We start from the raw sequence: 25,553 nt of genomic DNA, 5'->3' as shown, positions 1-25,553 counted from the left end.
ATTTTTTATATATAACCACTGAAAAATCTAATTATAGTGTCTATGTCCATATCCCCCTCTTCAGCTAAGTCTTAAGTTCTTCTAAAAGATTTGACAAACCTTAAAATAACTTGAATATAAAGGGATATTGTTCATAATAAAATGACTTATCCATTGGCAAGTCATTTGAAGTATTAGTATAAAGATAGTCTTGTGAGTATCCCTTGTAGAGTATTTTTGCAACGCTAAAGAAGGAATATATATAGTATAAATAGCCCCCTACTTTTGTTATAATCATAATGATTTGAAACTCACTAATAACAGGTGGCTCATAATGAATTTATCTTTAGATACGAAAGTAATTATTCTATTGCTTGGTATAGGATACTTATTTACATTAATCCTGATTATTGCTTATGAACATAAACACATAAAGAATTTAACAGCCAATACCTTTTTTTTAGCAAAATGCGTTCAGACTATAGCATGGTTTTGTATGATTTTGCGTGGAGGAATTTATGATTTTCTATCAATTTCTTTTGCTAACTCGCTACTATTTATTGGATATTCTTTAGAAATAATCGCACTATTGAGCTTAAAACAATCTCTACATTTAAGGACAAAGATGATATATCTTGTTTTGACTCTCCTCAGTATTATCGGATTTCAACTCATTTATATCTTTTATAACAAAGAGAACGTCCGGATTGCATATTTCTCCTTTGTTACTGCGGTAATCTATATCCCGGTTTATCGAATTGTTATTGGGAAAGCCCTCACCTTGCTTATGAGAATCATCGGTAGTATTTACCTTCTTGTTGTCGTAGCTACTTTGGTCAGAGGGGTAACTGCGCTACTTTCAACTACTTTTTCGACAAGCTTTTATACTCCAGGAGCTTACCAATTGATTTCTTTGCTATCTATTTATATTTTTACGAATTTAGGAAGTATGGGATTTATCCTGTTAATGAAGGAAAAGGCAGATCACGAGTTAATCCGTTTAGCTAGTTATGATGATTTAACAGGCACACTGAATCGTAGAACCTTTACAGAAAATGCGAAACAACATCTTATTAAATATGCTAAGAGGGGGCAATCCCTAACCTATATTCTTTTTGATATTGACAATTTTAAAAGCATTAACGATACATATGGACATCATATTGGTGACCAAGTGCTGCAGGACCTTACTATACAAATTCGACAGCATCTAGGCAAAGGCGATTTGTTTGGGCGTTATGGAGGCGATGAATTTGGAATCCTGATGCCCGGAAAGGATGTAGCCGAATCAAATAAGATGACTGAGCGAATCAAACAGTCACTTAATGGTGCCAACAGCCGTAGTCTGCCTGTGACATATACAATTAGTATGGGCATCATTACCGTCATTCCAGAGCAGTATACACAATTGGAAACCCTTTATACAAATTGCGATATGGCCCTTTACAAGGCTAAAAACAATGGAAGAAATGGCGTTTTTCGGAGCCGGATAGAAGAACATAATGAGGTTTCATAAATGAGACTTCGAAATCAAGATTTTATTATTTTCTAAGCGTCTAATCTGCATTTTCAATAATAGCAACATTCGTTTTACTGTTTAGTATATCTATAGATTAAAATTTGAATGTTACCGTAGTTTATCATAACCTTAATTTGTTAAACTACGGTGAAATGAACCACAAACAAATGAATTATTAACCAATCTCCATTAATTAAATAACATGAAAATTGGGTTCAGCATTAACAAAAAATAAGATAGTCTCAGTCAACTTAAATTTTCCTAAATAAACCTCACTTACTTATGATACGGTCCTCCATGTATAATCCCAAATCTCAATAACTCTCCCCTGCAAATTGTTAATTTAACGTAAAGAATACTAACAATCGAATACTATTAACTTCAATTGCAGTAAAATAAACTCACAAATTTATTCCTACTAAAGGAGATTTTTAATGTTATCAGGCGAAAAAGTATTCGAAAGCGAAAGACCCATTAAATATTTGTTTCAAAAATCATATAACAAAACTACGAATCTAGTCATCATCTTTTCGGCATTCCCTTCTAAAGGTAGTGAACCGAGATATAATTTTGTTCGAACTTTATCAGAATTTGATTGCAATAAGCTATTTATCTTAGATGATTTTGGTTGTAGAGCGAGCTACTATCTTTGCGAAAAGAAAGATTTTGCTATTGAGCAGTCGGTGATTTCTTTGATTCGTATTATTATAGAAGAAAATCAAATTGATAAGGTTATTACAGCGGGTTCCAGTAAAGGCGGATATGCGGCATTATATTATGGCATTAAATATGGATTCGATTATGTGATTGCTGCTTCTCCTCAATATTATTTAGGAGATTATTTGCTTGATCAGACTAATTCACAGGATGTAACGGACTTTATGTCTGGTTCTTCAGGTGAAGATGATCACAAATTTTTAAATAAGATTATGCCGAAAATGATTGAGGAGACACAAAACAAACCGGAGATTTTCATTCACCTAGGGAAAGATGAACCTCACTATGAAAATCACGTCAAACCGCTATTAGCCAAATTGAAAACTATGCAAATTCCGTTTGATGTTGATTTAGGTAACTATAGTAAACACAGTGATGTCGGCAAATTCTTCCCTTCTATTTTTAAAGACAAAATCCGAAAGTACTTGCACTTTCCTTTAGTTGAGATTAGCCAATCAGCGCGAGGTAAACAGTCCATCGGTTCAATATGTACATTTGTCGCAAATACTGACTCGGAAAAGTGTAAGATTGCATGGTATGTTTATCGTAATCAGGAGCGTATTCAAACAACAAACTACTCTACTGACCCGGTACTTTCTGTAACTTTCGATCAAGTTGGCAACTATTATGTGAAAGCATTCGCGGTGAACAACTTTAAGCATAAAGTTTCTGCTCGTTCGGAAGAAATTGAGGTTATCTAATAAAAAAAAGCGCAAATCCAAATACGATTTGTGCTTTTTTATTTTATCGAATGATTTTACGAGACAGTGCCTTGTACATAGTACTGAGAATAAATGACAATACCCAACAACTGATAAAAACAATAATACAATAGCCAATGATTTTAGCGATTACCACAATCCCGTTTGATGAAATAATGTCTTCTATTATTCCGAGCTTCTTCCATATGACAGGTCGAATCGTAAAATGTTCATGGATTAAATAGATACCAAAAACATATTTCGAAGCAAAATTGATTTTCGGTGATTGGATTTTTATTTTCTTAAAGAATTGGAATAGACAATACGACATAATCAGCACGAATGGTGAATTGTAAGAATACAATTGATCGGCCCATCCGAATTGATACACCAGATAACCATTCAGTAGCGCCACAATGATATAAATGGATAAATAGATACTTCTCTTTAAATCAGACAGTAGAAATTCATACCTTTGAATATAGGCTGCCAAAAAATATAGAAAAATAAAGTAGATGAGACCATATCCATTTGATACACCGACAAACTGATTATCATAGGTGAATTGCCAAACGCAACTAATAAGGAACAATGTAATCAGTAAATAGCCATGCTCTTTTTTGTTCAAATTTGACAGTAATTTGTTCAAAAATGGTGAAAGTGCATACAAGGCAAAATAAACCGTTACAAACCAGTATTCTCCTGTAAATACAGACAGTACAGATTTGATGAACATCCCCACATGAAAATCCGCATTTCCAACCAATACGCTCACTACATAAAGTATGGTTGAAAAAAAGCTCACTTCTAAAAAAAGGCTCACTAATTTCTTTAACTTAAATGTTGATTTTGATAGAAAATAGCCACTTACCAACACATATAGGCTAACGGCGATAATAGCCATTGAACGAATAAAGTAATAAAGAAACTGATTTTTCTCTTCAAAAGAATGCGAGATATCTACATACTCCGAAAGTCCATGCGTACCAATATGCAAAATTACAATCATAAACATCGAAAGGATTCTTAACAACTCAAAATTAGAATCACGAATTTTTAACTTTCCATCATTTTGCATGATACTCCTCCAAAAATTATACTAAGAAAACTTATTAAACTTATCATATTGAAGTATGCCCAGTATTAGAGAATTGTAAAGATTTCTTAAATTTTTCAACTACTATTTTTGGAGTCTTACCTAAGTTGTGTTGCTTCTGGATTATAGGACTTAAATTTTCATTTACTTGGATTTTGCTCGGCTTTTCTTAGATAAATGCCAATTGAACTGATTGTTCGTTTTAAAGATTTTGAGAAGCAATTTTTTGAAAATTAGTACTTAAGAATTAATAATATTTTGTCGATAAATAGATTGAAACATCATTAAGATGTCACCACCAACTAATTATGGTAATTATTATTTAAAAAATAAATTTTCATCCAGAAAGGAAATACATCATGAAGAAAATGAGGTTGCCTAGGTTTAATAATCTTAAGCCAAAATTAATTCTTGCCTTTGCGCTTATTTTAATTGTTCCTTCCCTTGTGATTGGTACACGAGCATTTTTTGCTGCAAAGGCAGCTGTGAGCAATGAGCTTCAATCTTCCATCGAAGCGAATCTGAACACTTTAAATCTTTCAATAGACAATGAGATTCAACCAAAGATGAATGATGTTCGAATGTTCACCGGAAAATTCAATACAAATATCCTTAAAAAGAAAAATAAGAGTGATATTGAAAATTTTTTAAGTGATTATGTTGAACTTCACCCAGAAGTAGAATCAATGTATGTCGGCCTTAATGATGGGTCAGTAATTATTAAGCCGGATACATATTTAGGGCCGAATTTTGATGCAACACAACGCTCTTGGTATAAAGAAGCTATTGCTCAAAAAGGGAGAGCGATTATTTCAGATCCATATGTTTCTGCAGATAACCATAATGTCGTCGTTACCATTTCACAAAGTACTAAAGATGGTTCAGGTGTTGTCGGTATTGATTTAAAACTAAGCCATCTGAAAAATTTAACAAACCGAATCCATATTGGGAAAAAGGGATACGCCTTAATATTAGATAGAAAAGGAAACTTCATCGTTCATCCTGAAAGTAAGGCCGGTTCAAATGCTAAGGAATCTTTCTATGACAATATGTACAAGGGTCAAAGTGGAATTTTCGAATACACATTAAATGGTCAAACTAAGGTCATGGCCTATACAACGAATGGTTTAACAGGATGGAAGCTTGGCGGAAACATGTATACTTCCGAAATTGACCAAGCGGCTGCACCTATTTTGAGTTCAACACTTTTGGTCATCGTCATCTCCATCATCATCGGAGCAGTTCTAATCTACTTTATCATTCGTTCGATTGTAGCACCGATTAGGGACTTGAAAGAAAAAGCAATGGCCATCAGTAAAGGTGACTTAACTAAAACCATTACAGTAAAATCAACAGACGTAATCGGTCAATTAGGCCATGCCTTCATCGAGATGAAAGAGAATTTGAAGTTACTATTACAAAATGTTGAACAAAATGCCGAACAAGTCGCTGCATCCGCTCAAGAATTATCAGCAAGTTCAGAAGAAACAAGTGCGGCTACTGAACAGGTTTCTTCATCTATTCAAAGTGTTGCAGAGTCAGCTGAAAAACAAAAGGAAAGCGTTGATGCAAATGCGCTTGCTTTATCGGAAATATCAGATGGTGCTGTACATATCGTTGACTTATCTTCAAAAGTTACTGAACTTAGCACGGAAGCATCGAAGCAAGCTGTAGAAGGTGGCGAATCCGTTGGAAAAATAGTCAACCAAATGGAATCCATTCATGACTCTGTCTTAGAATCAAATAAGATCATCCATTCTTTAACGGAACGTTCTAAACAAGTCGATTCTATTCTAAAAATCATCACTGGCATTGCAGAACAAACAAATTTACTTTCCCTAAACGCCTCTATTGAAGCTGCAAGAGCTGGCGAGCACGGAAAAGGATTTGCAGTGGTAGCAAATGAAGTAAAAAAACTAGCTGAACAATCTCGTGAATCGGCAAAGGATATACAAGACATTATTTCTGCTATTCAACATGATACAGAAAATACCGTTGAAATCATGTCCAGAGTAACAAAAGAAGTTGAAAATGGCGTTGAAGTTTCAAATGAGTCTGTTACAAAATTCTATAAAATCATTGATAGTATGAATAAAGTAACCCCTCAAATGGAAGAAGTATCAGCAACTGTTCAACAAGCAACTGCTTCTATTCAAGAAGTAGAAGTACGAACAAGCGAAAACGCCGCATTAGCAGAAAGCAATGCCGCTGCATCCGAAGAAGTAGCTGCCTCAGCAGAACAACAACTTGCCGCGATGCAAGAAATCTCTGCCTCCGCACAAAAGCTAACGGAAATGGCTGAGGAATTGCGGGTATTGATTTCTAAATTTAAATATTAGGATTACTTTTAATTGCTCTTATTGTCCGCGACAAAATTTTTTGTTGCGGATGATGGGGGTATTTTTTGTTTAGGACTTAAACTTCATTAGTGTGAATTAAAAAAGAGCGGACTCTCCTCCCCTATTCATGGATTAATTCAATCATATTAAAAGGACAACGAATAATTTCGCTGTCCTTTTAATATGAGCTAAATGCCTAAATAAGATTGAGAAAATTTCAGTGAATTCATCACCATATCAAATCCTACTTCTTTGTGCTTATGCATTTGTCTTTCAGCTTCTTGTTCATTACCTTGTTCAATAGCAATAGCAATTGATCGATGTTCATTAATAGAAGTTTCGATTCGATCGGGATTATGCTTAAAAATGCTATTTGAATTTTCACTTCTGACTAATAAATTTGAAATAAAATCTAGTAATATCGGAGAATGCGAGGCTTGATAAACTGTATCATGAAATTTTCTGTTGTACCTTGTATAATTTGCAACATCCATTTTCTCTGAGCATGCTTCCATTACTTCAACATAAAAGTTTATATCTTCTACTTCCTCTGCCGTTCGGTTTTTCGCAGCAAGTTTTGTTGCCAAGGTTTCTAATTCCAAGCGCAGCATGAATATTTCCTCTAAAGTCTCTAAATCTAAAGTAGCGACTCTTGCCCCACTGTTTTTCTTTAATTGTACTAACCCATCCGATTCTAAATTCTTGATTGCTTCTCTTACTGGAATATCACTGACACCCAGTTTTTTGGATATCTCTCGAATGATTAAGCGATCTCCTGGCTTGTATATTCCTGTAAGGATAGCGTTTCTTATGTAATCGTATACCTTTTCTGATTTTGAATGTCCTTTAACTTGGTTAAAAGAAGTCATTTAATCAACCTTTCTATGCTTATTTATTAATATTATATATTATTTCCAGAATTTTATATACGATTCTATTGTAATAATCTGAAAATTGTAATAATATATAATCGTAAAGAGATTATATATTATCAAAGGGGTGATTTATATGGGACATAGATTGTTAGAAGGTGGTTATGATTTGCATATCCATACTGGCCCAGATGTAAATGAAAGGAAACTTGATGATTTTGAAATGGCTGAGCGGGCTATCAAGCTTGGTTTAAAGGGGTTTGGAATTAAATCGCATTATTTCTGCTCTGCTGAACGGGCAAGATTAGTTAAAAAAATTTATCCAGATGTGACGCCAATTGGGGCCCTTACATTAAATCATTCTTCAGGCGGGTTAAATCCAGCTGCAGTTGATATGGCTGCAAGGGATGGAGCTAAAATTATTTGGATGCCCACTTTTGATGCAGCAAATGAATTGGAATATATGTTCAATCAAAGTAGTTATGAGCAATTACCACCATGGGCTAAACTACAGTTTGAATTGAAAGAACAAGGAAAAGCAACATCGGGGATTACGATTTGGGATGACGACAAAATTAAAAACGAAGTACTTGAAATTCTATCAATTATTAAAGAACAAAATTTAATATTAGCTACAGGTCATTTAGGCAAAAAGGAAACTTATGCAATAGTTCAAAAAGCAAAAGAAATGGGACTAAAAAAAGTTGTAGTCACTCACCCTACTTTTTCTTCTATTCAATTCACCAAAGAAGAGCAGTTAGAATTAACACAAATGGGTGCTTTTATGGAACAATGCTATGGCGTTATTGCTCCTCACTATGGAATTGATTGGCCCGAATTATATGAAACAATGCACTACGTTGGCACGTCTAAAACCATTTTATCCAGTGACCTAGGCCAAACAGATACACCTTATCCTGATGAAGGCATGATTGATTTTGTAGAGAGACTAGCAGCAAATGGATTTTCTGATGAAGAAATTCGTCAAATGACTGTTGAAAATACATCATTTTTAGTTGATTAGGAGGAAAATACATGTCAAATATTAAATCTAGCAATCTAAAATTTAGCAATTGGGATGATATTAAAGAAATTACTGTTCGTGAAGGTGTTACACGTAAAGGTTTTGGAGGCGAAGGCGCTACATTAGCTTTGCACGTTTTACAGCCCGATCATGAGCCAAAGCCACATAGTCATACTTATGAGCAAATCGTTTACATTTTAGACGGAGTTGTGGATTTTCACATTGGTGAAGAAGTTGTTCGATTAGAAAAAGGAGGGCTTCTAGTTGTTCCTCCAAACATAATGCATTATGCGGAAGTTGTTGGCGACCAACCAGTTTATAATCTTGATGTCTTTACACCGAAAAGAGATGAATATGACATCCAATAACCAAATGACATTTAAACAGAAACTGCAAAGTCAAAAGCCGCAATTAGGTACTTTTGTTAAAGTGAATGCTCCGGAATTCATCTCTATCTTGGGATTATCAGGATTCCAATTCATTATCATTGATATGGAGCATACCACATTAACTTTTAGAGATGCCGAAGATATGACGCGTGCTGCTCATTTAGCAGGATTACACTCTATTATTCGCATACCTGATCATTCGGGAAGCTCAATTTTGAAAGCGCTTGATTTAGGCGCTGATGGTATCCAGGTTCCTCAATTAAACAATGTAAGCGAGGTATCTCAAGTAATTGATCGAGCTAAATACTTACCAATCGGTTCAAGAGGATTGACGTATGGACATCGAGCTGCATCTTATGGTTACCAACCTACTAACTATATGGAGCAGGAAAATGAAAATACAGTCGTCTCTATCCATATCGAAACAGAAAGTGCATTTAATAACTTGAAAGAATTTACTTCTGTTGAGCATGCGGATCTTTTCTTTATTGGACCGCTAGATTTAAGCGTCTCTTTGCAAACCGACTCAAACTTTATATCTGGTGGCCTAAAGAATCCTGTAGAAGCTATCTTAAGAACATGTAAAGAAAACGAAAAGCTCGTTGGCATCGCAGTCAATAATATGGAGCAATATCAATTTGCACTAGAAAATAACATCCCTTATATAGTATGGGGATCTGATGTATCCTTCTTTAAAGATTACACACAAGCATTGACTACGAATATCAATAATAGGAGGTAATGTATGACTAGTACTGCAAAAGAATTGCATGCAACCCAAGAAACGTCACCCACTAAGATGAGCAAGGATGGGAAAAAGACACTATTAACAGCTTTTATGGGCTTTACGATTGATATGATTGATGTTTACTTGCCAATCATTGCTTTAGCTCCAGCAATGATCTATTTCCAACCAAGTCATTTGTCACCAACTTTAGCAACGACTATTTACTTTACAATCTTTATTCTTTCACTTTTAGGACGTCCTATAGGTTCATTTATCTTCGGTTATGCTGGAGATAAAATTGGACGTCGAAAAACAACATTAATCGCAATTGCAGGAATTGGCGCTACCACACTGCTTATCGCTATTTTGCCAGGGTACTCAACATGGGGTTTAACAGGAATTGTATTAATGGCCATACTTCGATTCCTCTCCGGTGTATTTATGGGAGGAGAATATACTTCGGCTAATCCCTTAGCAATGGAAATGAGTCCAAAGAAAAAACGTGGATTATTTGGTGGGATTATCAATGCAGGTTTTCCATTTGCAACTATTATTGTATCGGTAGTAACACTCATTACATTGCACTTTTTACCGGCTGGCGATGCAACAGCTCTTTATTCACTTTGGGGCTGGCGAATTCCATTCTTGTTAGGCGTTTTGATCTCTGTTAGTTTATTTATCTACTCTTATTACGAACTTCCAGAATCAGAAGTATGGGCAAATTCGAAAGTAACAGAAAATCCATTAAAAGCTTTATTTAGCAAAAAGCATTCAAAAAGTCTATTCCAGGTGTTTGTATTAATGACCGGTGTTTGGTTTATTACCAATGCAATCATCTCATCATTGCCAGGTATGTTGAAATTTTTGCAAGTGGATAGTACATTATCAACGTACTCACAATTTGCATCAAACATATTCCTATTTGCATTCTTCATCCTTGCTGGCGCTTTTAGCCAAAAAGTTGGTCGAAGAAAAGTCTTAACATTATTTGGCGTATCAAGTTTCACAATCGCTCCAATTATTTACTTCTTCCTACTTAGAGGTGGATACGAAAATGTTTACTCTTTAATTGGACTAGCTATTCTTTTACATGTACTATCAGTTCCAATTTTCGGAGTCTTAACCTCCTATATTACTGAAAGATTTGATACGAGTGTTCGTGCGTCCGGATACGGGGTGGGCTACAGTCTAGCTCTAGTCATACCATCATTGACACCGTACATTATGTTGGGATTAAAATCATTTATGCCATACGTCTATACACCAATTGTTATCCTGGTTGTCGGCGGCATTTGCATCACAATCGGAGCTCTAATGGGACCAGAAACAAAAGATGTTGATTTCAAATTACATTAATTTTCTTTTTAAGATCACTTTACTTTAGGTGGTCTTTTCTCTTTTTCTATAGTGTGAATCTCAATGTGTGGTGAGGGGTTCTAATCCTATTAGTTATGAGATTTTAAAAAGGTCTTAAATTTCAATCAAAAAAGCCGATTAGCAAAATCACTAATCAGCTTTACGAGTATTTCAATAATTAATCGTTCTTTTTAGAAAGTAATGCAAATTTCCCACTGCCATTAAGGATTAAAAATACAGAAGTAGCTAAGAATGCTAAATCTAGTTCCCAACCTGCCATTGGTCCATTACCTACAAATCCAATAGAAAGTTTCACTGTAAAGATAGCACCTACCATTACAATTGCAAATAATACTGCCACGATACGTGTACCAATTCCAAGAATCATTGCTAAACCACCAACAAGTTCAATAATAGCAACGATATATGCTAAAAATCCAGGTAATCCAATGCTGCTAAACCAACCTGCTGTGCCTGCGATACCTGCACTAAATTTTAAGATTCCGTGAGTTAAAAAGGTAATCCCTAACACTACACGTAAAATAAATGTCCCTAATTCATAATTCTTCATTAATTTTTCCTCCAAAAATGTTTTATTACTTACTTTTCGTAACTAAGTATATAATCAGAATCTAGTTACGTCAAGTAAGTATTTTTTATTTTTGGATATGTTGAGAATTGTAGGTTCTTAATTTGCTTCTTCAATTTGATCTATAAATTGATGTCTGATAGGAGATTTCCATGACTCAAATTTTCATCTGCACAATTAAATTTAATAAAAAAATAGCCTCTATTAACCTAAATAGATTAATACAGACTATTTTGTGGTAACTACCCTACTTCAAATATTTACTCGGCACTGTTACATACTGAAATCCATAGGCATAGGCATTGACTTCATAAGGCTCGAATATAACTTTAAGACCATCAGTCGTCCAATAAAATGAATGCCCCGCAATTGTTGTCGTTTGATCAGCAAAAGGATATTTGTCTTTATGTTTCAAAATATAGTTTTTGGCATACGCTTTGCCTTCAGCATAGCTTTTTTCAGATTTGAAAGCTGATTTTAAACTAGTGCTTTTTCCATTGATAAAGTTAAATGTTTTGGATATTTCTAATCCATGAGCTCCTCCCGTGTACGTATAGTTAACACATAAGATGCTTACTTTTGACTTTTTGTTATACTTTTTCTCACAACTTACAATAGACCAATATTCCATATCCGTTGGGACATAGCCCTTTTCTATATCAGTTTTTAGCTGTTGCTGAAGTTTTTCATTATCTTTATAAACTTGTTTCGTATAGGCTAGCATCCTTGCATTGGCAGCTTTATACTTTAGACCACTTATAGCAGCATATTGGTAATGTTTGTTATTCTTATATTTTTTAATGGTTATTTTAGGTTCAGATGAATGTGCCTTTATTTCTGATATTCCTGTTGAAAGAAATAAACACATCGTAAATACACTAATAATCAATACTAAGTACTTTTTCATTGACTCACCTCTCGTCACTTTTCGCATAGTGTACAGCATATTTATATAACTTATGCATTATTTCTAACTATGACTTAAATACCTATGTATTCGTATTTTTATTCCACACTGAAAATAAAAAAAGATGGCACAAAATTTATACCATCTTTTTAACACTATGAATGTGTAATCATCCTATTACTTCGCAGTCTTGAGATCTGAAGCTTTGATATAGCCAACACGGGTGCCAAAAGTTGTACAATAGTATGTTTTGTTAACTTTTGCTACTGAAATGCGCGTACCTTTGCTGATTGTGGCAAACGTTGTTGCTTTTGTTGAGCCGTTATCCAGTACATTTGCTTCGGCAATTGTCATAACGGCGCCATTCATCACTCGATTTGTATGGTTTATTTCTTTTGGCGATTTCGTATATTTTGTAACCTGATCATTCTTTATATAGCCTGTTGTGCTCCCTATTTGGATGCCTAGCCATTTACTGTTTGTCATGGTTTTGAATCGGAATATTTCTCCCTTTTTTAGCGTAGCGATAATCGTCTTTCCGTCTTGCGATTTATAAACTACGGTATCTTTTGAAGTTTTAATGTATTTCAATTTCTTTTGATGATGCTTATTCACAATTGAGGCAATCCCTGCAATTACATGGTTGGATCGTTCGTATGTAAATCCTTTTGTCATCACAGCAAGTATATAGGGATCCTCTCCATACACAATTCCATAGTCATGCGATACTTTATAAATAGGCATCATGCCAACTTTATGTGATATTTTTCCCCCTTTGATTCCAGCAGGTATTGCACTGTTATAAATAGTATGTTGCAAATAATCTACTATCATTTTTCCATTTTTGCTTGTTTTACTATATTGATATAACCGATTCGCGTAAATCACTAAATCATGGGTAGATGTATATCGAAGAGCATTTGGTGTACTATTGCTTGCCCCTAAATTCCGCATATACTTAACAAAATTCGTTTCTCCCACTCTTTCTTTTAACATATTAAAGGCAATATTATCACTATATTTCATTGCTTTATGAACGAGATCTTTGATGGTGTATTTGGTGCCTACCTTTTGATATTGAATGACACCACTTCCGCCTACATAATGGTAACTTTTATAGGTTAGTTTTTGGCTGAGATTCAATTTTTTCTTGTCTGCTAGTTCAATCACATACAAAGCAAGTGGCAGTTTAATCGTGCTTGCGGCCATATATCCTTTTGTACTTTTCATTTTGAATGTTTCATTCGTTGCTAAATCGTTGTACTCGATGGCAATATCGCCACCCGTCTTTTTTATATAATTATTTAATTCTTTTGAAAGACTATCGTTGAAGGATTCCTTTGCAACCGCTGAAGTTTGCCCAAGGGGTTGGAAAAGCAAGACAGCAAACATCATAAGTATTCCTACGATAAAAATTTTTCTTTGTTTTCTCATTCTAGACCTCCCAATTATTGATATGAGTGTCTAGAACTATATATAACCATGTGTTTTGGGAGACTTAACTTTTAGCGGCGTGGATTTATTTTCCCTAAGCGTGGATAAACGGCTTGATGCCATGGATTTACTCATTTTTAACGTGGATAGTGCTTTGCTTTGCATGGATAAATTCTTGTCGCAACGCGATTCGGCCTCTACCCAATACAAAATAAAGCCAACTAGTAGTCTCAAATTACTACCAGTTGGCATTTTAAATTATTTTATTACTTTCGCAAGTTCAAAACGAGAGCTGCCTGATTTGATTAATAGTAATCCAACATTTTTAGCAAAATAATAATGCGCGCCACTTAGTTGGTCTTTAATGACAATACAATTTTTGTATGTACCCGCTTTGACTTTTACAGTTTGCTGCGTACTTATTACTTTTGTATAGATATTCACTCTTCCATCGAAATCTTTTAATTTATATACATTTCCCTTTTTGATTGGTACTTCGAACATCGTGTAAATGAAGTCAGAGCTAGGTGCACCAACTAGATATCTTTTTTTGTCTATGTTGTATCCCAGATTAGGCATGACATCCGTTTTGTTCGAAATCCATCCATCCACTGCCTTATTGTATTTAAGTGTTGCCTTTTTTGTTATTCCATTGCCATATTGTTGATAAACAAAGGATACCTTTTTGCTATTGGGTTGATATTTTTTTACTTGATTATAGGATAGGCTGTTTGCTGCTTGAGCATTTGATTCATTTCCTATAGGAAAAATACTGATCAACAACATGAGTACGGTTAGGAATTTTACTACGTTTTTCATGTATTCACTCCTTTGATAGAATTATTTCAAATATTTACTCAATACATTTACAGATTAGAAGCTTAATTAGGATAGTTATCTTTATGACTCAAGGTATAGTTTTGGGTATAAGCTGATTCTTCCAGATAACTTTTTTTCTAATTTAAAAGCTGATTTTAAAGCCTATTTAGTCCCCGTCCTATTATTTTTCTCTTCCCTTATCCATGCGAAATAAACAAAAATATATGTTAAATTAATTATATGTACATACAAAAATACCCTGCATTAACAAGTTAATACAGGGTATTTTTTGATATGATTTATTTTTACTAAATATTTACTTGGAAAAGTTACATACTGAAAACCTATATGTACAGGTATTCACTTCGGTAAATATTTCAAATTAGTTTTAATGCAATACTTTTGTGTGTAACGTGATATTATCCAAAATAACTTCTTTTTGCTTAGCATTTAAAGTCTTTGTTATTTTCTTAGTTTTTGTATAATACGTTACTGTTGCTTTTTTCGACATGCGAATGTTCTTTTTTAAGAATGCTTGCATCTCATTACTCTTTCCAGCTTCTGCACTTGCAAACCCATCATAGTAACTTGGATAATGTAAATTTATAGTTTTACTTTTTTTGCCGACAGTCACTTTAATCTTTTTTAACATAATTTTATTTGATGACTTTAATTTCACATCATATTTTAAATAATCTTCATTATGCCATGCATAAGAATTTGGTTCAAATTTAAATAAATAGCGTTCGTTGAATAAACCTTTATATAAGTTTTTATGAGCATAATAGGTCGCGCTACCACCAGAAATTTCGTAACGTGCTAGCAATTTCTTTTGATCATTTTTAGAAAGTATCTTTTGATTATTCCATTTTTCTGATTGATTTATTTTTGCATGTGCTATACCCTCGCTTACAAAGTAAGTAGTAAAAAGAAGAGCAAAACTAAATATAGTCACTATTATCTTTTTCAAGCATATCCCTCATTTTCGGTTTTTGGATAATTTCTTGTACAGCAACCGCACCTACATTACCATTTCTTCACTTTCACTGAAATGGTTTTCGTTGTTTTATGTCCTGCTCCGTCTAAAACAGAATAGGTAATTTTATATGTGCCAGGTTTTGCTGTGTTTACTTTACCTGTTATTTTAATCTTGTTTGTTAGATTAATGTTCCCATCGTAGGCTGTGATGCCGTTCCGTATGCCAAAATAGCTCCATTGATAAATGGTTTTGTTTTTTGCTCCTTTGATGATAGGTTTTTTTGTATCTACGACTTTTATTTTCTTATCTACATTAAACCCTAAGTAACTTGCGCGAATTGTGGTTGTACCTTTTTTAGTAGCCATAAGTTTATTTTTGTATTTATCAAAATAAGCGATTTGTAAGCTACTTGATTGAAGTTTTACGCCAGTTGAAATGGTTTGAGTTGTACCGTCTGCTAAAGTGGCTAAAATTGCAGGTGTATAAGACGTTCCAACTTCCAGCGTTTCTAGCTTTGTAGATAGTTTAATAGCTTTCACATACTTATTTAAATTCTTACCATTATATAGCTCGTTACCAATAAGAAGGAATTTACCATTAGGCATTACGTATGAAGGGCCTCTATTCCCATCTTCTTGTGTGTAAATGCGTAATCCAGTATTTACTTCGTATAATCTGAAACCTATATTTTCTGAAGTTGTAGCCAAATATTTTCCTGTTGTATCAATATGCATTTGACTTACTGGATAATCCCCTACATAAAAGGCATTTGATTTTAAAGAAACCTCATCAAAATTAGAAGTTAAGCCATACACCTTAATTTGCTTATCGGTCGTTGCTACATATAATTTGGTGTAATCTGGTGATACAATAGCAGTTTGTATCGTTCCTTCAGGTACAATAACATCTAAATAATTCCCCTTAGTATCATAGACATTAATTTGGTTATCTGATATTGAGAAAATATTAGAAGGTGTTGCGATAATATGGTTAGAATTTGATAAGCCAACTGTATACTCAACTCGACCTGTTTTTACATTAAATGCTACTAAATTCGTTTTAGAAGATAACAACACAATATCTTCATTCGGAATGAAACTATCAAGTGAATAATAGCCATCAGTTGTTTTATAATAATCTAAGTCTACATAGTCATCCGTTAATTCTCTTAAGTTATACTCTTTTTCATTAAATCCATCAGAAATAGTTAGATTACTATAATTTCCAAACGCAAAAATAGATCCATCTTGATTTACTGCTGACGTGTAATAATAACCGTCAAATTCCTTTAAAGTATTCCCTGTCATCAAGTCAATAATCTTATTGTTCTCTACTAGAGCGTTGGTATGATATGGTGTATCTCCTAAAATCCCTTGTAACGTATAATAAGATAGATTTTCATTTACAGACGGAAGAACAACCCCCTCTGCTGCCTCAGCTTTTGGCGTTGCAATGCCGACCATGAGGATCAACATAAATAAAAGTCCATAAAAAGCTTTTTGCAATATCTTCATTATTTTCCCTCCATTATATATATAAACATATAGTACTATATATAATATGAATTTTGAATCACATTCCTTAATTTTATGGAAATTAATAAAATTTTTGCAGGTAATATGTAAAATATAAAAATATTGCTGATTAAAAAAAGGATTGATTCCTGTTTATATACAGAATTCAATCCTACATTTTTGTTTGATTCTTTTAGTAGTTGATTTGATTAAAATTTTACCTCGATGAAATCCTTAACGTTGTAACTAAACTGCATAATCATTCAGTAATTCATAACAACGTTCTTTGGTCACATCCGCTAAAGCCATAGCGTCCATTAAAAAGCTAAAAAATTAGTTTGTTATTGTTTCTAATTGATCAACCCATTGTATCGTTAATAAATCAGGTAGTGCGGACATTTCATGATGAATCTGTATATGTTTTTTACACTTAACCGTAGCGACACACTCAATATAAGAATGATGGTTTTCAATCAATACTTTATAACTACCTACATTGGGTAACGAATAGTTCGGTAATAAACCATTTTTTTGACAATACTTGGTTTTATAAAAGCCTCCCAATAAACTTGGTAATTCACTAAGCTTTCGTTCTGTTAAGTGTTCTCGAATCAAAGTTGAACTAATTTTTTGATTATTCCACTTTAGTTCCTCGACAACAGTTAGGCCTACTTGCTGTGTGGCCGCATAAACTGCTAGTGTTCTAACAGTACCACTTGCTTTTGCACCATATGTGTAGTCGAAGCCGCAAATAATTTCCTTTGCATGCAAACCGATAATATACTCATCTAAAAAATCGTTTGCTTCTACTTTTGCTAATTCCTTTGTAAACTCTACGATATAAAAAATGTCTACATCAAGCTTTTCTAACTTTTCAATCTTCTGTTCTAGTGGTTCTAAATAGGAAACTTCTCTGTCAGGAAATAACACACTTTTAGGATGCGGGAAAAAAGAGAGAACCGCTAGTGATAAATTTTGTGCTTTTGCCTTTTCTTTAGCTGTTTGAATTACTTTTTGGTGCCCTAAATGCACACCATCAAAATAACCAAGTGCCATTGCTACATTCGGACAAGATTGTTTAATGTCTTGTAAGTTATCAGCATTCACATAGATTACCAACATTTGAGATCCTCTCCTTCTCCTTTTATCGTGCTAACGTTTGTGCTACTTCATAAATTAAATCTTCTTGTCCACCAACAGCCTTCATTTGCCCAATTTTCACTAAAAGGTCACGTTCATCGACACCGAATTGTTTGGCAGCCTTTTGTGCATGTAATAAAAAGCTTGAGTACACTCCTGCATAACCTAAAGTTAAGCTGCCACCAGTTATTTCTTGTGATTGTTGCATGAGTGGCGCAATCACTTCATTTGCTGTATCCATTAATTTATATAAATCGATCCCTGTTTCATAACCTAATCGTTCTAAGACAGCGACCATAACTTCTGTTTGTGTATTCCCAGCGCCAGCACCTAATGCACGCATACTGCCATCAATATAAGTTGCTCCAGCTTCTACTGCAGCAATTGTATTTGCCATTGCCAATGATAAATTGTTATGCGCATGGAAGCCGATTTCGCATTGTATCGTTTGTTTCAGTGCTGTAATTCGCTCTGTTACATCCTTTGGTATCATTGCACCAGCAGAATCTGTTACATAAACGATTTCAGCTCCGTAACTTTCAAATAATTTTGCTTGTTCCACAATTTTGTCAGCGGATGCCATATGGCTCATCATTAAAAATCCAACTGTTTTCATGCCAAGATTACGAGCTAGCTCAATATGTTGTGCAGCCACATCAGCTTCTGTTACATGCGTTGCTACACGAACCATTTTTGCTCCTAATTTCGCTGCATTTTCTAAATCTTGTTTTGTTCCGATTCCAGGGATTAGTAACACGGATACTTCTGAAGTTGTACATTCAGATACAGCAGCTTCAATAAGTTTTAATTCGTCAGTTCCCGACAAACCGTATTGTAAGGAAGAGCCACCTAAGCCATCTCCGTGTGATACTTCAAAATAGCGGACACCCGCAGCATTTAAACCTTTTGCTGCTGCATGTACTTGTTCCTCTGTAAACATATGACGTACTGAGTGACTTCCGTCTCGTAATGATACATCTAGAATATTTAATGTCATGAGATGACCTCCTTCTCGCGCTGTAGGTGACGCGCCATTTCATTGCCAACTTGCACGGCAGCTGCCGTCATAATATCTAAGTTCCCAGCGTATGACGGTAAATAGTCTGCTGCACCATTTACTTCTATAAATACAGATACTTTTTTGCCTTCGAAAATGGGTTCTGCTTTAAATGTATAACCTGGTACGTAAGCCTGCACTTCCGCTAACATATCCTGAAGTGACTTCGATATTGCTTCTTCATGTCCTTCTTCTTCAACTAAGGCATGGATTGTATCACGCATAATTATTGGTGGCTCTGCAGGGTTTAATATGATGATGGCTTTCCCTTTTTTCGCACCGCCTACAACTTCGATTGCTTTCGATGTTGTACTTGTGAATTCATCGATATTTGCACGAGTACCAGGACCAGCAGAAAGACTAGCAATTGTTGCCACAATTTCAGCATAATCTACAGGCACAACACGATTTATTGCATGAATCATCGGAATCGTTGCCTGGCCGCCGCATGTAACCATATTCACATTTGATTTTGTGATATGCTCTTTTAAATTGACCGGTGGAACAGTAAAGGGTCCGATTGCTGCAGGTGTTAGGTCAATTACTTTTTTACCTGCCTCTGTTAATAAATCGCTATTCCGCTTATGTGCATATGCACTTGTTGCATCAAATACGATATCAACTAAATCAAGGCGTTCCATTAAGCCGTCGATTCCATTTGAAATAACTTCATAACCGCGACCTTTTGCACGTTTTAAACCATCAGAGTTCGGGTCAATGCCGACCATAACACTCATTTCTAGTACTGGGCTGCGCTCAATTTTATACATTAAATCCGTTCCGATATTTCCTGATCCAATAATGCCAACCTTAAGCTTTGTCATTTTTTCACCACTTCCTTCAAAATGTTAACGCTTACTTTTCCGAGTATACCGAAGTCAGCCTCGAACTCATCGCCAGCTTCGAAGAGTACAGCTTTTGATAGTGCTCCTGATAACACAAACATGCCTGGCTTGATCGAAATGTCATAAACACTCACTTCATTTGCTAGCCAAACAACTGCATTAAGTGGATTACCTAACACTGCCGAGCTTGTTGCTTCATCCAAAAATTCGCCATTTTTCTTTACGATCATTGGAATAGTTGTAATGTCTTCAATATCTTTAAGTGGTGTGCGTTTCTTACCTAGAATCGCACCTGCTGAAGAACCGTTATCTGCCACTGTATCTTCAAATTTTATGTTCCAATCCTCGATACGACTATCAATTATTTCTATTGCGGGTACAACATAGGCAGTAGCATCGATGACATCTTTTACTGTCACATTTGGGCCCATTAGCTCTTTATTGAACACAAAAGCAATTTCAAACTCTACTTTTGGTTGAATAAACGGCTCAGTTGGTAAATCTTCTACCTCGTCATATACCATCGTATCTAAAATAAAGCCATAGTCTGGTGTATAGACATTCAGCATCTCTTGCATTGCCTTACTTGTTAATCCAATTTTTAGACCTTTTACGGTCGCTCCCGCGTCCATCTTTTGACGAATTTGCGCTAATTGCACGGCATATGCATCAGCTGCAGTCATACTTTCATTGGTTTCAGTTAATGGTGCGATTGGCTTTTTCGACTGTTCTGCTTCAAGCAATGCTTCAGCCATTTTTTGAATACTCATAGACATTCCCCTTTATGACTCAATACTTTCTAAGTGAGCTAATTGATGATATTTACCACCGAAGAACAATAACGGATTTTTATCTTCAAGATGTAAATCTACTACTTTACCAATGAATAATGTATGGTCACCTTCAACATGTTCGGATACGACTTCACATGCAATTTGAGCAATAGCCCCTTTTAATACTGGTAGCTCAGCTAATGTCTCGAATTCTACTAATTCACCAGGCTTCCCAGCGAAATGACGCGAATAATGCTCTTGATCTTCCGCTAAAATATTGACTGTATATTTTTTTGATTGTGAAACTTTCTCTAAAAATTTTGCTTTATGTCCAATAGAAATGACAACAAGCTTTGGATCCAATGATACGGACATGAAACCGTTTGCTGTCATTCCATGTGTTTCTCCTTCGTTTTCTGTTAAAAGAACTGTTACACCTGTAGCAAATTTCCCCATTGCATCTCTAAACAACCGATCATCCATCCCAATTCCTCCATTCGTTTACTGAATAATTACATGATATATGAGTCGATTTAAAAATATCATTGCATTTTTTATTGAAAATTCAGAAATAATCAATAAAGTTTATGTTAAAAATTAATTTGAATTTTGTGTGAATCTTTTAAAAAAAACATAGATTTATCAATATTTTCTACTGTGAATAATCTTGGTTTTTTGATAGGAATTTCATTTTATCTTTTTTCACATTTCAAACATGAGCTACTTTTCCGTCCTAATTTTTTCTTGTCAATCCTCTTTTTTTCAAATAGAATTCTGTTCATGGAAGATTCGTATTATCGAATTTTTCTTCAAAACACTACTGTTTTTTCAATAACGCTTGAAATGAACGCTGTTTCTTGCAAACACGAATGGGGGTGAAAAGTGATCCAACGGTACATTTTGAAAACGCTAACAGATGTCTTGTAGAAAAAAGAGTCGTACAATTGTCTTGATAGTTTTCCGAAAAATCAAACTATTTAAGATGTACGAAAGCGGACATGTTTCTTAAGTCTATTGAAAGTGATTATCCTTTTTTGAGAAACAAAGTGGATGGAAAATTACGGTATACAAGGGGGTCTTTTATGCGTTGGGTTGTATTAGGATTTCTATTTTTAATATCTGTTTTAAACTATACGGATAAATCGGTTTTAGGTTTAGCCGCAGAGCCAATCATGAAGGAACTACATTTATCCTACGATCAGTTTGGTTTAGTAGGAAGTAGCTTCTTTGCTGCATACGCTGTTGGAAGTATTGCTTTGGGTACATTAACGTATCGCTTCAACTCAAAATATTTATTAATGATGATTGCTACTGGATGGACATTATCATTAGCAAGTGCTTATTTTGTAGATACGTTGCCACAATTGATTTTACTACGTGCTGTTTTAGGTTTCTTCGAGGGAGGTACGCTTGGTTTGTGCCTAGTCCACCTTGCACGTTGGTTCACTAGTGCACAACGTGGTCTCGCTACAGCGATTATGACCTCTGGTACAACAGTTGGTACGTACTTAGCGGCACCACTGATTGTTGCGGGTATTACCAATTTAGGTTGGCAACATACTTTCGCCATGTTAGGGGTAGCAAGTCTTGCGTGGGCACTCTTATTCTTCTTTATGAGGGACGAGCCAAAGCAACCACTAGTTGAAGATGTAAAAACTTTAGCTTCAAACAAGGAAGTACCGTTCAAACATATTTTAAAAGTATTATTTACTCCTCATGTATTGTCAATTTTAGTGATCGGCTTCGTATCCATGTGGATTACCGTTTGGGTTCTTACATGGGCACCAACTTACTTAACGAAAATCGTTGGTCTTGAACCCAAAAGTATGAGCTTAATATTTGCTGGAATGGGTATCACAGGTACAGTTTTTGCGATTTTTGCAGGTAAATTTACAGACATCTTATTCAAGAAAAATAAAAGCCTTGTCAAGTCTTACGATCGTGTATTAGTTACAGTATTACTTGTTGGTGCTGCCTCTTATGCAATGACAACAATTGTATCTTCACCAGTGTTAGCATGTATTTTCTTAGGGATAGGTTTAGTTATGAACACAAGTCTATTACCGCTAAACGCTGCGATTCAAACGTTGATGATTCCGAAAAACTTAGTAGGCAGTATATCTGGAATTTCGTTATCTGTAGCAAGTATGGCGGGCATAATCGGTCCATGGATTACTGGTTATTTAATTACACTTGCAGGTAATGACGTACGAGCTGGCTTCAATTCAGGGGTGTTAATTATCGTTAGCTTATACGTTATAACTACCATCGTGTTATTTGCTACACGTAAATCTAAAATAGCTGCAACTGAAAAAGACGAGGCAAATCGTAATGCTGAAGAAGAAATGAATCTAGGTGTGGCAATAGATTAATCAATTTATCCTAAAGACAAGCTAATCGACTATAGACAAGCTCTAAAAATGAGTTTGTTTATAGTCTTTTTTTGTTTTGCTTAACTTTATATAAGAAAATCATTGTTATTGTGACTTAAATTGTCGAAAACGCAAATACAATTCGAAAAAACGCAAGTATTGATCCATTTTTTGCAAATAAACTACTTAAAAATGCAAGTAAACCCTTGAAAAGTGCAAGTAATAAATTGCTCCCTCATATATCGGGAGCATGACTAAGTTTAGATTTTAATAGTTTTTATATATAAAAAAATCATGGTCAGGGTGACTTAAATTGTTGAAAATGCAAATACAATTCAAAAAAACGCAAGTATTGATCCATATTTCGCAAATAAACCACTAAAAAACACAAGTAAATCCTAGAAAAGCGCAAGTAAAATGCTCCCTCATTCATCGGGAGCATGACTTAGAAATTTTATCTCTAGAAATAGACTCTTTCTAATTAGCAAATTCTTCAAAACTTAAACTATTTGATAATATAAGTGCCTGAATAACTAATAAAATATAGGCTGCTGCTGATGCATCCTTTAGTGAAACTTGAAGTTTCTCTTCCACTTGCTTTATACGGTATTGAACACCGCCGATGGATAACATCATCTCTTCTGTCGTTTCTTTTAAGCGTTGGCTATTTAGTAAATAGACGTAAAGTGTGTATAGCAATTCCTTTTTACGTGGGTCATCAAAATCGTATAAGTCTTTTAACGTCTTTTTTGCCATTTCATGTAGCTGTTCAATACTCATATTCTTGACGATATCACCTAGCAGTCCTAAATCCTCGTAATCTGTAATTAGTTTTTGGTTTGGAAAACGTTGTGCGATACGTGCCTCATTTAGCGAACGTTCGAATTCTTTAAAGTTGCTAAATGTTCCGCTGATTCCAACCGAATAGGCATAATTGCTGTTTTGCTTCTCTAATCCTTGGAAAATTTTCATCATTTTATTTTTCCAGCCTTGCTCCTTATTGCTATTTTGTGGATTAAGGAGCGCGATTTCCTCCCCGAGTACCGCAAAAATACAAGGCAATTCCCACTTTTTTGCTAATTTTGATAGCTGTGTTAGTTGTTCATGAATGTCAATAATTTCATTATTCTTCTTTTTCTTTTTCACACTAATAATACCTGTAGAAAACGGTGGCTGAAACTTAAAGGGTAAAAATTTATAGTAAGATTCGATATCTTTAATATTCTGATTATGAATTAAGCGTTCTAATAGCGAGCTGCGCATACGTTGTTGCTCTTCAAAATGTGCCTCCTCGTATAAAATACATAATGCCACGACCGTCGAAATACTCTCTAAAAATAAGTGGTCGTTTTCATCTAGACGCTCTTCATCAAAGTAAAAAAAAGAGCATGTGGCATAATTTTTTTTATTAATTAGAACAGGAGCTGTCAACTTCCAATATCGATCACCTTTGTAATGTGAAACGTTGTGCTTATTGTCAAAACGTAATAGTTTCTCAGTATCTCTTTTGATTTCTAGCTGCTGCTCTTCCGTTAAACCAATTTGACTTAATGGATTTTCGTGAATATCCTCTATCAAAATTGGAATGTTCAAAAGATCATAAGCAGTCTGCACAATTTCGTCTAATGAATGCTTGTCTGTTACTTTTTGTGTGAGCTGACCCTGAAATATTGAAATTTTTTCAAGCATTTGCTTATGATGCAAAAGTGCATCGTATGTCATTTCTAGTTCAGACAAAATATTGTCGTTTTGATAAAGAGAAATTAGCTCCTCCTCTTCCTCAAGCCAATCGTGCTCCAAACGCACTTCAAACTCGCAACAAGGATCACCTTTTGCGACGCATTTGTGCTCAATGGCAATAATGGATTCGCCAAACTCATATGACAATGCACCACTCGCAAAGCCACATAACATATGACAAACACATTCTTCAGATAAACCGTAATTCTTAAGATGCATCGCCGCTTCGAATGACTCTACCCATTGCCCCCACGTATCGATGCATTCAATCGTGCCATCCGTATGACGCACAATTTCCCCCATGAAAATAACATCTTTTACGTGACCTAAGCGCGAATGGCTTTTACCGACAGGATTTACTGTATTTTGGAGCTTGTTTTTTGCTGCTGATTCCATCCCAAACTGTTTACCAAATCGAAATAAAAAGCCTTTCGTTTTATGAGAACCAATGTTGTTCACTAAATTACTTTTTAATGTCTGGAAAGCATTTGCAGACATTAAAATATTTTGGGCTTCGCCAGAATTAAATGCAACTTGATTCATCAAAATCACATCCCCTTTGATTTTCTAATTCCCTATGTTACATAAATAGGAATGAATTTTCAATAAATTTTAAAGATTCTTATCATTATTTCAATAAAAATCGCTATGATGTTCAAAACCTT

The 25,553-nt window shown here is 34.8% G+C and carries 22 protein-coding genes; 8 read left to right on the top strand and 14 right to left on the bottom strand.

Annotation, left to right across the window (positions count from 1 at the left end; genetic code table 11):
* The first annotated feature begins 313 nt into the window (after positions 1-313).
* Together ACWV26_RS02850 and ACWV26_RS02845 are read left to right on the top strand one after the other, a co-directional pair.
* Positions 314-1,495 carry a GGDEF domain-containing protein gene (locus tag ACWV26_RS02850; protein ID WP_455896869.1) on the top strand — a complete coding sequence of 394 codons (1,182 nt, stop codon included), beginning with the start codon at positions 314-316 and terminating at the stop codon, positions 1,493-1,495.
* 437 nt (positions 1,496-1,932) lie between these two features.
* Positions 1,933-2,916, top strand: a complete 984-nt coding sequence (locus ACWV26_RS02845) for a Two component regulator three Y domain-containing protein (protein WP_455896868.1) — start codon at positions 1,933-1,935, stop codon at positions 2,914-2,916.
* Between the two features lie 43 nt (positions 2,917-2,959).
* On the opposite strand, the gene ACWV26_RS02840 is transcribed toward ACWV26_RS02845, so the two are convergent.
* A complete protein-coding gene (locus tag ACWV26_RS02840) occupies positions 2,960-3,994 on the bottom strand; it encodes an acyltransferase (RefSeq protein ID WP_455896867.1) in 1,035 nt (344 codons plus the stop codon).
* 377 nt (positions 3,995-4,371) lie between these two features.
* Between ACWV26_RS02840 and ACWV26_RS02835 the strand changes: the two genes are divergently transcribed.
* Positions 4,372-6,351: a methyl-accepting chemotaxis protein gene (locus tag ACWV26_RS02835; RefSeq protein WP_455896866.1), complete on the top strand. Its 1,980-nt coding sequence runs from the start codon at positions 4,372-4,374 to the stop codon at positions 6,349-6,351.
* A gap of 188 nt (positions 6,352-6,539) precedes the next feature.
* Here the strand turns inward: ACWV26_RS02835 and ACWV26_RS02830 are convergent, their stop codons facing one another.
* The gene (locus ACWV26_RS02830; RefSeq protein WP_455896865.1) at positions 6,540-7,220 is read right to left on the bottom strand and encodes a GntR family transcriptional regulator; all 681 of its coding nucleotides are present in this window, start codon (positions 7,218-7,220) and stop codon (positions 6,540-6,542) included.
* A 139-nt stretch (positions 7,221-7,359) separates the two neighbouring features.
* On the opposite strand from ACWV26_RS02830, the gene ACWV26_RS02825 reads away from it, so the two are divergent.
* From ACWV26_RS02825 to ACWV26_RS02810, 4 genes are read left to right on the top strand one after another with little or no spacing between them, the layout of a single operon-like run.
* Positions 7,360-8,247 carry a DUF6282 family protein gene (locus ACWV26_RS02825; RefSeq protein WP_455896864.1) on the top strand — a complete coding sequence of 296 codons (888 nt, stop codon included), beginning with the start codon at positions 7,360-7,362 and terminating at the stop codon, positions 8,245-8,247.
* Positions 8,248-8,258: 11 nt separating this feature from the next.
* On the top strand, positions 8,259-8,615 hold the full coding sequence (locus tag ACWV26_RS02820) for a cupin domain-containing protein (protein WP_455896863.1): 357 nt from the start codon (positions 8,259-8,261) through the stop codon (positions 8,613-8,615).
* Positions 8,602-9,378, top strand: coding sequence for an HpcH/HpaI aldolase family protein (locus ACWV26_RS02815; protein WP_455896862.1), 777 nt, complete (start codon positions 8,602-8,604; stop codon positions 9,376-9,378). Before ACWV26_RS02820 ends, ACWV26_RS02815 begins: the two co-directional genes overlap by 14 nt.
* Positions 9,379-9,381: 3 nt before the next feature.
* Positions 9,382-10,719: an MFS transporter gene (locus ACWV26_RS02810; RefSeq protein WP_455896861.1), complete on the top strand. Its 1,338-nt coding sequence runs from the start codon at positions 9,382-9,384 to the stop codon at positions 10,717-10,719.
* 178 nt (positions 10,720-10,897) lie between these two features.
* Here ACWV26_RS02810 and ACWV26_RS02805 read toward each other — a convergent pair whose 3' ends face one another.
* From ACWV26_RS02805 to ACWV26_RS02755, 11 genes are all read right to left on the bottom strand, one after another.
* Complete coding sequence (locus ACWV26_RS02805; protein ID WP_455896860.1) at positions 10,898-11,290, bottom strand: DoxX family protein; 393 nt, start codon at positions 11,288-11,290, stop codon at positions 10,898-10,900.
* A 265-nt stretch (positions 11,291-11,555) separates the two neighbouring features.
* Complete coding sequence (locus ACWV26_RS02800) at positions 11,556-12,215, bottom strand: PdaC/SigV domain-containing protein (RefSeq protein ID WP_455896859.1); 660 nt, start codon at positions 12,213-12,215, stop codon at positions 11,556-11,558.
* A gap of 177 nt (positions 12,216-12,392) precedes the next feature.
* Complete coding sequence (locus ACWV26_RS02795; protein ID WP_455896858.1) at positions 12,393-13,649, bottom strand: serine hydrolase; 1,257 nt, start codon at positions 13,647-13,649, stop codon at positions 12,393-12,395.
* Positions 13,650-13,907: 258 nt separating this feature from the next.
* Positions 13,908-14,468, bottom strand: coding sequence for a hypothetical protein (locus tag ACWV26_RS02790; RefSeq protein ID WP_455896857.1), 561 nt, complete (start codon positions 14,466-14,468; stop codon positions 13,908-13,910).
* A 388-nt stretch (positions 14,469-14,856) separates the two neighbouring features.
* Positions 14,857-15,438: a hypothetical protein gene (locus ACWV26_RS02785; protein ID WP_455896856.1), complete on the bottom strand. Its 582-nt coding sequence runs from the start codon at positions 15,436-15,438 to the stop codon at positions 14,857-14,859.
* A 56-nt stretch (positions 15,439-15,494) separates the two neighbouring features.
* The gene (locus tag ACWV26_RS02780) at positions 15,495-16,961 is read right to left on the bottom strand and encodes an immunoglobulin-like domain-containing protein (protein ID WP_455896855.1); all 1,467 of its coding nucleotides are present in this window, start codon (positions 16,959-16,961) and stop codon (positions 15,495-15,497) included.
* 333 nt (positions 16,962-17,294) lie between these two features.
* Entirely contained in the window at positions 17,295-18,083 is a 789-nt protein-coding gene (locus tag ACWV26_RS02775) for an adenylyltransferase/cytidyltransferase family protein (RefSeq protein ID WP_455896854.1), read from the bottom strand.
* Between the two features lie 22 nt (positions 18,084-18,105).
* Entirely contained in the window at positions 18,106-19,098 is a 993-nt protein-coding gene (gene dmpG / locus ACWV26_RS02770; protein ID WP_455896853.1) for a 4-hydroxy-2-oxovalerate aldolase, read from the bottom strand.
* Positions 19,095-19,982, bottom strand: a complete 888-nt coding sequence (locus tag ACWV26_RS02765) for an acetaldehyde dehydrogenase (acetylating) (protein ID WP_455896852.1) — start codon at positions 19,980-19,982, stop codon at positions 19,095-19,097. The genes dmpG and ACWV26_RS02765 overlap by 4 nt, the downstream gene beginning before the upstream one ends.
* Positions 19,979-20,773 (bottom strand): 2-keto-4-pentenoate hydratase, encoded by a 795-nt coding sequence (locus tag ACWV26_RS02760; RefSeq protein WP_455896851.1) that lies wholly within the window; start codon positions 20,771-20,773, stop codon positions 19,979-19,981. The genes ACWV26_RS02765 and ACWV26_RS02760 overlap by 4 nt, the downstream gene beginning before the upstream one ends.
* Before the next feature lie 12 nt (positions 20,774-20,785).
* Positions 20,786-21,259 (bottom strand): flavin reductase family protein, encoded by a 474-nt coding sequence (locus tag ACWV26_RS02755; protein WP_455896850.1) that lies wholly within the window; start codon positions 21,257-21,259, stop codon positions 20,786-20,788.
* Positions 21,260-21,858: 599 nt separating this feature from the next.
* Between ACWV26_RS02755 and ACWV26_RS02750 the strand changes: the two genes are divergently transcribed.
* Positions 21,859-23,148 (top strand): MFS transporter, encoded by a 1,290-nt coding sequence (locus tag ACWV26_RS02750; protein WP_455896849.1) that lies wholly within the window; start codon positions 21,859-21,861, stop codon positions 23,146-23,148.
* A gap of 477 nt (positions 23,149-23,625) precedes the next feature.
* Here the strand turns inward: ACWV26_RS02750 and ACWV26_RS02745 are convergent, their stop codons facing one another.
* The gene (locus ACWV26_RS02745) at positions 23,626-25,431 is read right to left on the bottom strand and encodes a V4R domain-containing protein (protein ID WP_455898161.1); all 1,806 of its coding nucleotides are present in this window, start codon (positions 25,429-25,431) and stop codon (positions 23,626-23,628) included.
* Positions 25,432-25,553: the final 122 nt, after the last annotated feature.

The sequence above is a fragment of the Rummeliibacillus sp. JY-2-4R genome (genome assembly GCF_053847205.1).
Note: the sequence above shows the minus strand (reverse complement) of the source record. Positions and strands in the feature narration are given on the sequence as shown.

Coding starts and splice junctions, on each gene's coding strand:
- ACWV26_RS02840 (WP_455896867.1), bottom strand. CDS start 3,994: ATGCAAAATGATGGAAAGTTAAAAATTCGTGATTCTAATTTTGAGTTG.
- ACWV26_RS02790 (WP_455896857.1), bottom strand. CDS start 14,468: ATGAAAAACGTAGTAAAATTCCTAACCGTACTCATGTTGTTGATCAGT.
- ACWV26_RS02780 (WP_455896855.1), bottom strand. CDS start 16,961: ATGAAGATATTGCAAAAAGCTTTTTATGGACTTTTATTTATGTTGATC.
- ACWV26_RS02750 (WP_455896849.1), top strand. CDS start 21,859: ATGCGTTGGGTTGTATTAGGATTTCTATTTTTAATATCTGTTTTAAAC.
- ACWV26_RS02800 (WP_455896859.1), bottom strand. CDS start 12,215: ATGAAAAAGTACTTAGTATTGATTATTAGTGTATTTACGATGTGTTTA.
- ACWV26_RS02795 (WP_455896858.1), bottom strand. CDS start 13,649: ATGAGAAAACAAAGAAAAATTTTTATCGTAGGAATACTTATGATGTTT.
- ACWV26_RS02815 (WP_455896862.1), top strand. CDS start 8,602: ATGACATCCAATAACCAAATGACATTTAAACAGAAACTGCAAAGTCAA.
- ACWV26_RS02805 (WP_455896860.1), bottom strand. CDS start 11,290: ATGAAGAATTATGAATTAGGGACATTTATTTTACGTGTAGTGTTAGGG.
- dmpG (WP_455896853.1), bottom strand. CDS start 19,098: ATGACATTAAATATTCTAGATGTATCATTACGAGACGGAAGTCACTCA.
- ACWV26_RS02775 (WP_455896854.1), bottom strand. CDS start 18,083: ATGTTGGTAATCTATGTGAATGCTGATAACTTACAAGACATTAAACAA.
- ACWV26_RS02850 (WP_455896869.1), top strand. CDS start 314: ATGAATTTATCTTTAGATACGAAAGTAATTATTCTATTGCTTGGTATA.
- ACWV26_RS02755 (WP_455896850.1), bottom strand. CDS start 21,259: ATGGATGATCGGTTGTTTAGAGATGCAATGGGGAAATTTGCTACAGGT.
- ACWV26_RS02835 (WP_455896866.1), top strand. CDS start 4,372: ATGAAGAAAATGAGGTTGCCTAGGTTTAATAATCTTAAGCCAAAATTA.
- ACWV26_RS02820 (WP_455896863.1), top strand. CDS start 8,259: ATGTCAAATATTAAATCTAGCAATCTAAAATTTAGCAATTGGGATGAT.
- ACWV26_RS02825 (WP_455896864.1), top strand. CDS start 7,360: ATGGGACATAGATTGTTAGAAGGTGGTTATGATTTGCATATCCATACT.
- ACWV26_RS02765 (WP_455896852.1), bottom strand. CDS start 19,982: ATGACAAAGCTTAAGGTTGGCATTATTGGATCAGGAAATATCGGAACG.
- ACWV26_RS02760 (WP_455896851.1), bottom strand. CDS start 20,773: ATGAGTATTCAAAAAATGGCTGAAGCATTGCTTGAAGCAGAACAGTCG.
- ACWV26_RS02845 (WP_455896868.1), top strand. CDS start 1,933: ATGTTATCAGGCGAAAAAGTATTCGAAAGCGAAAGACCCATTAAATAT.
- ACWV26_RS02830 (WP_455896865.1), bottom strand. CDS start 7,220: ATGACTTCTTTTAACCAAGTTAAAGGACATTCAAAATCAGAAAAGGTA.
- ACWV26_RS02745 (WP_455898161.1), bottom strand. CDS start 25,431: ATGAATCAAGTTGCATTTAATTCTGGCGAAGCCCAAAATATTTTAATG.
- ACWV26_RS02810 (WP_455896861.1), top strand. CDS start 9,382: ATGACTAGTACTGCAAAAGAATTGCATGCAACCCAAGAAACGTCACCC.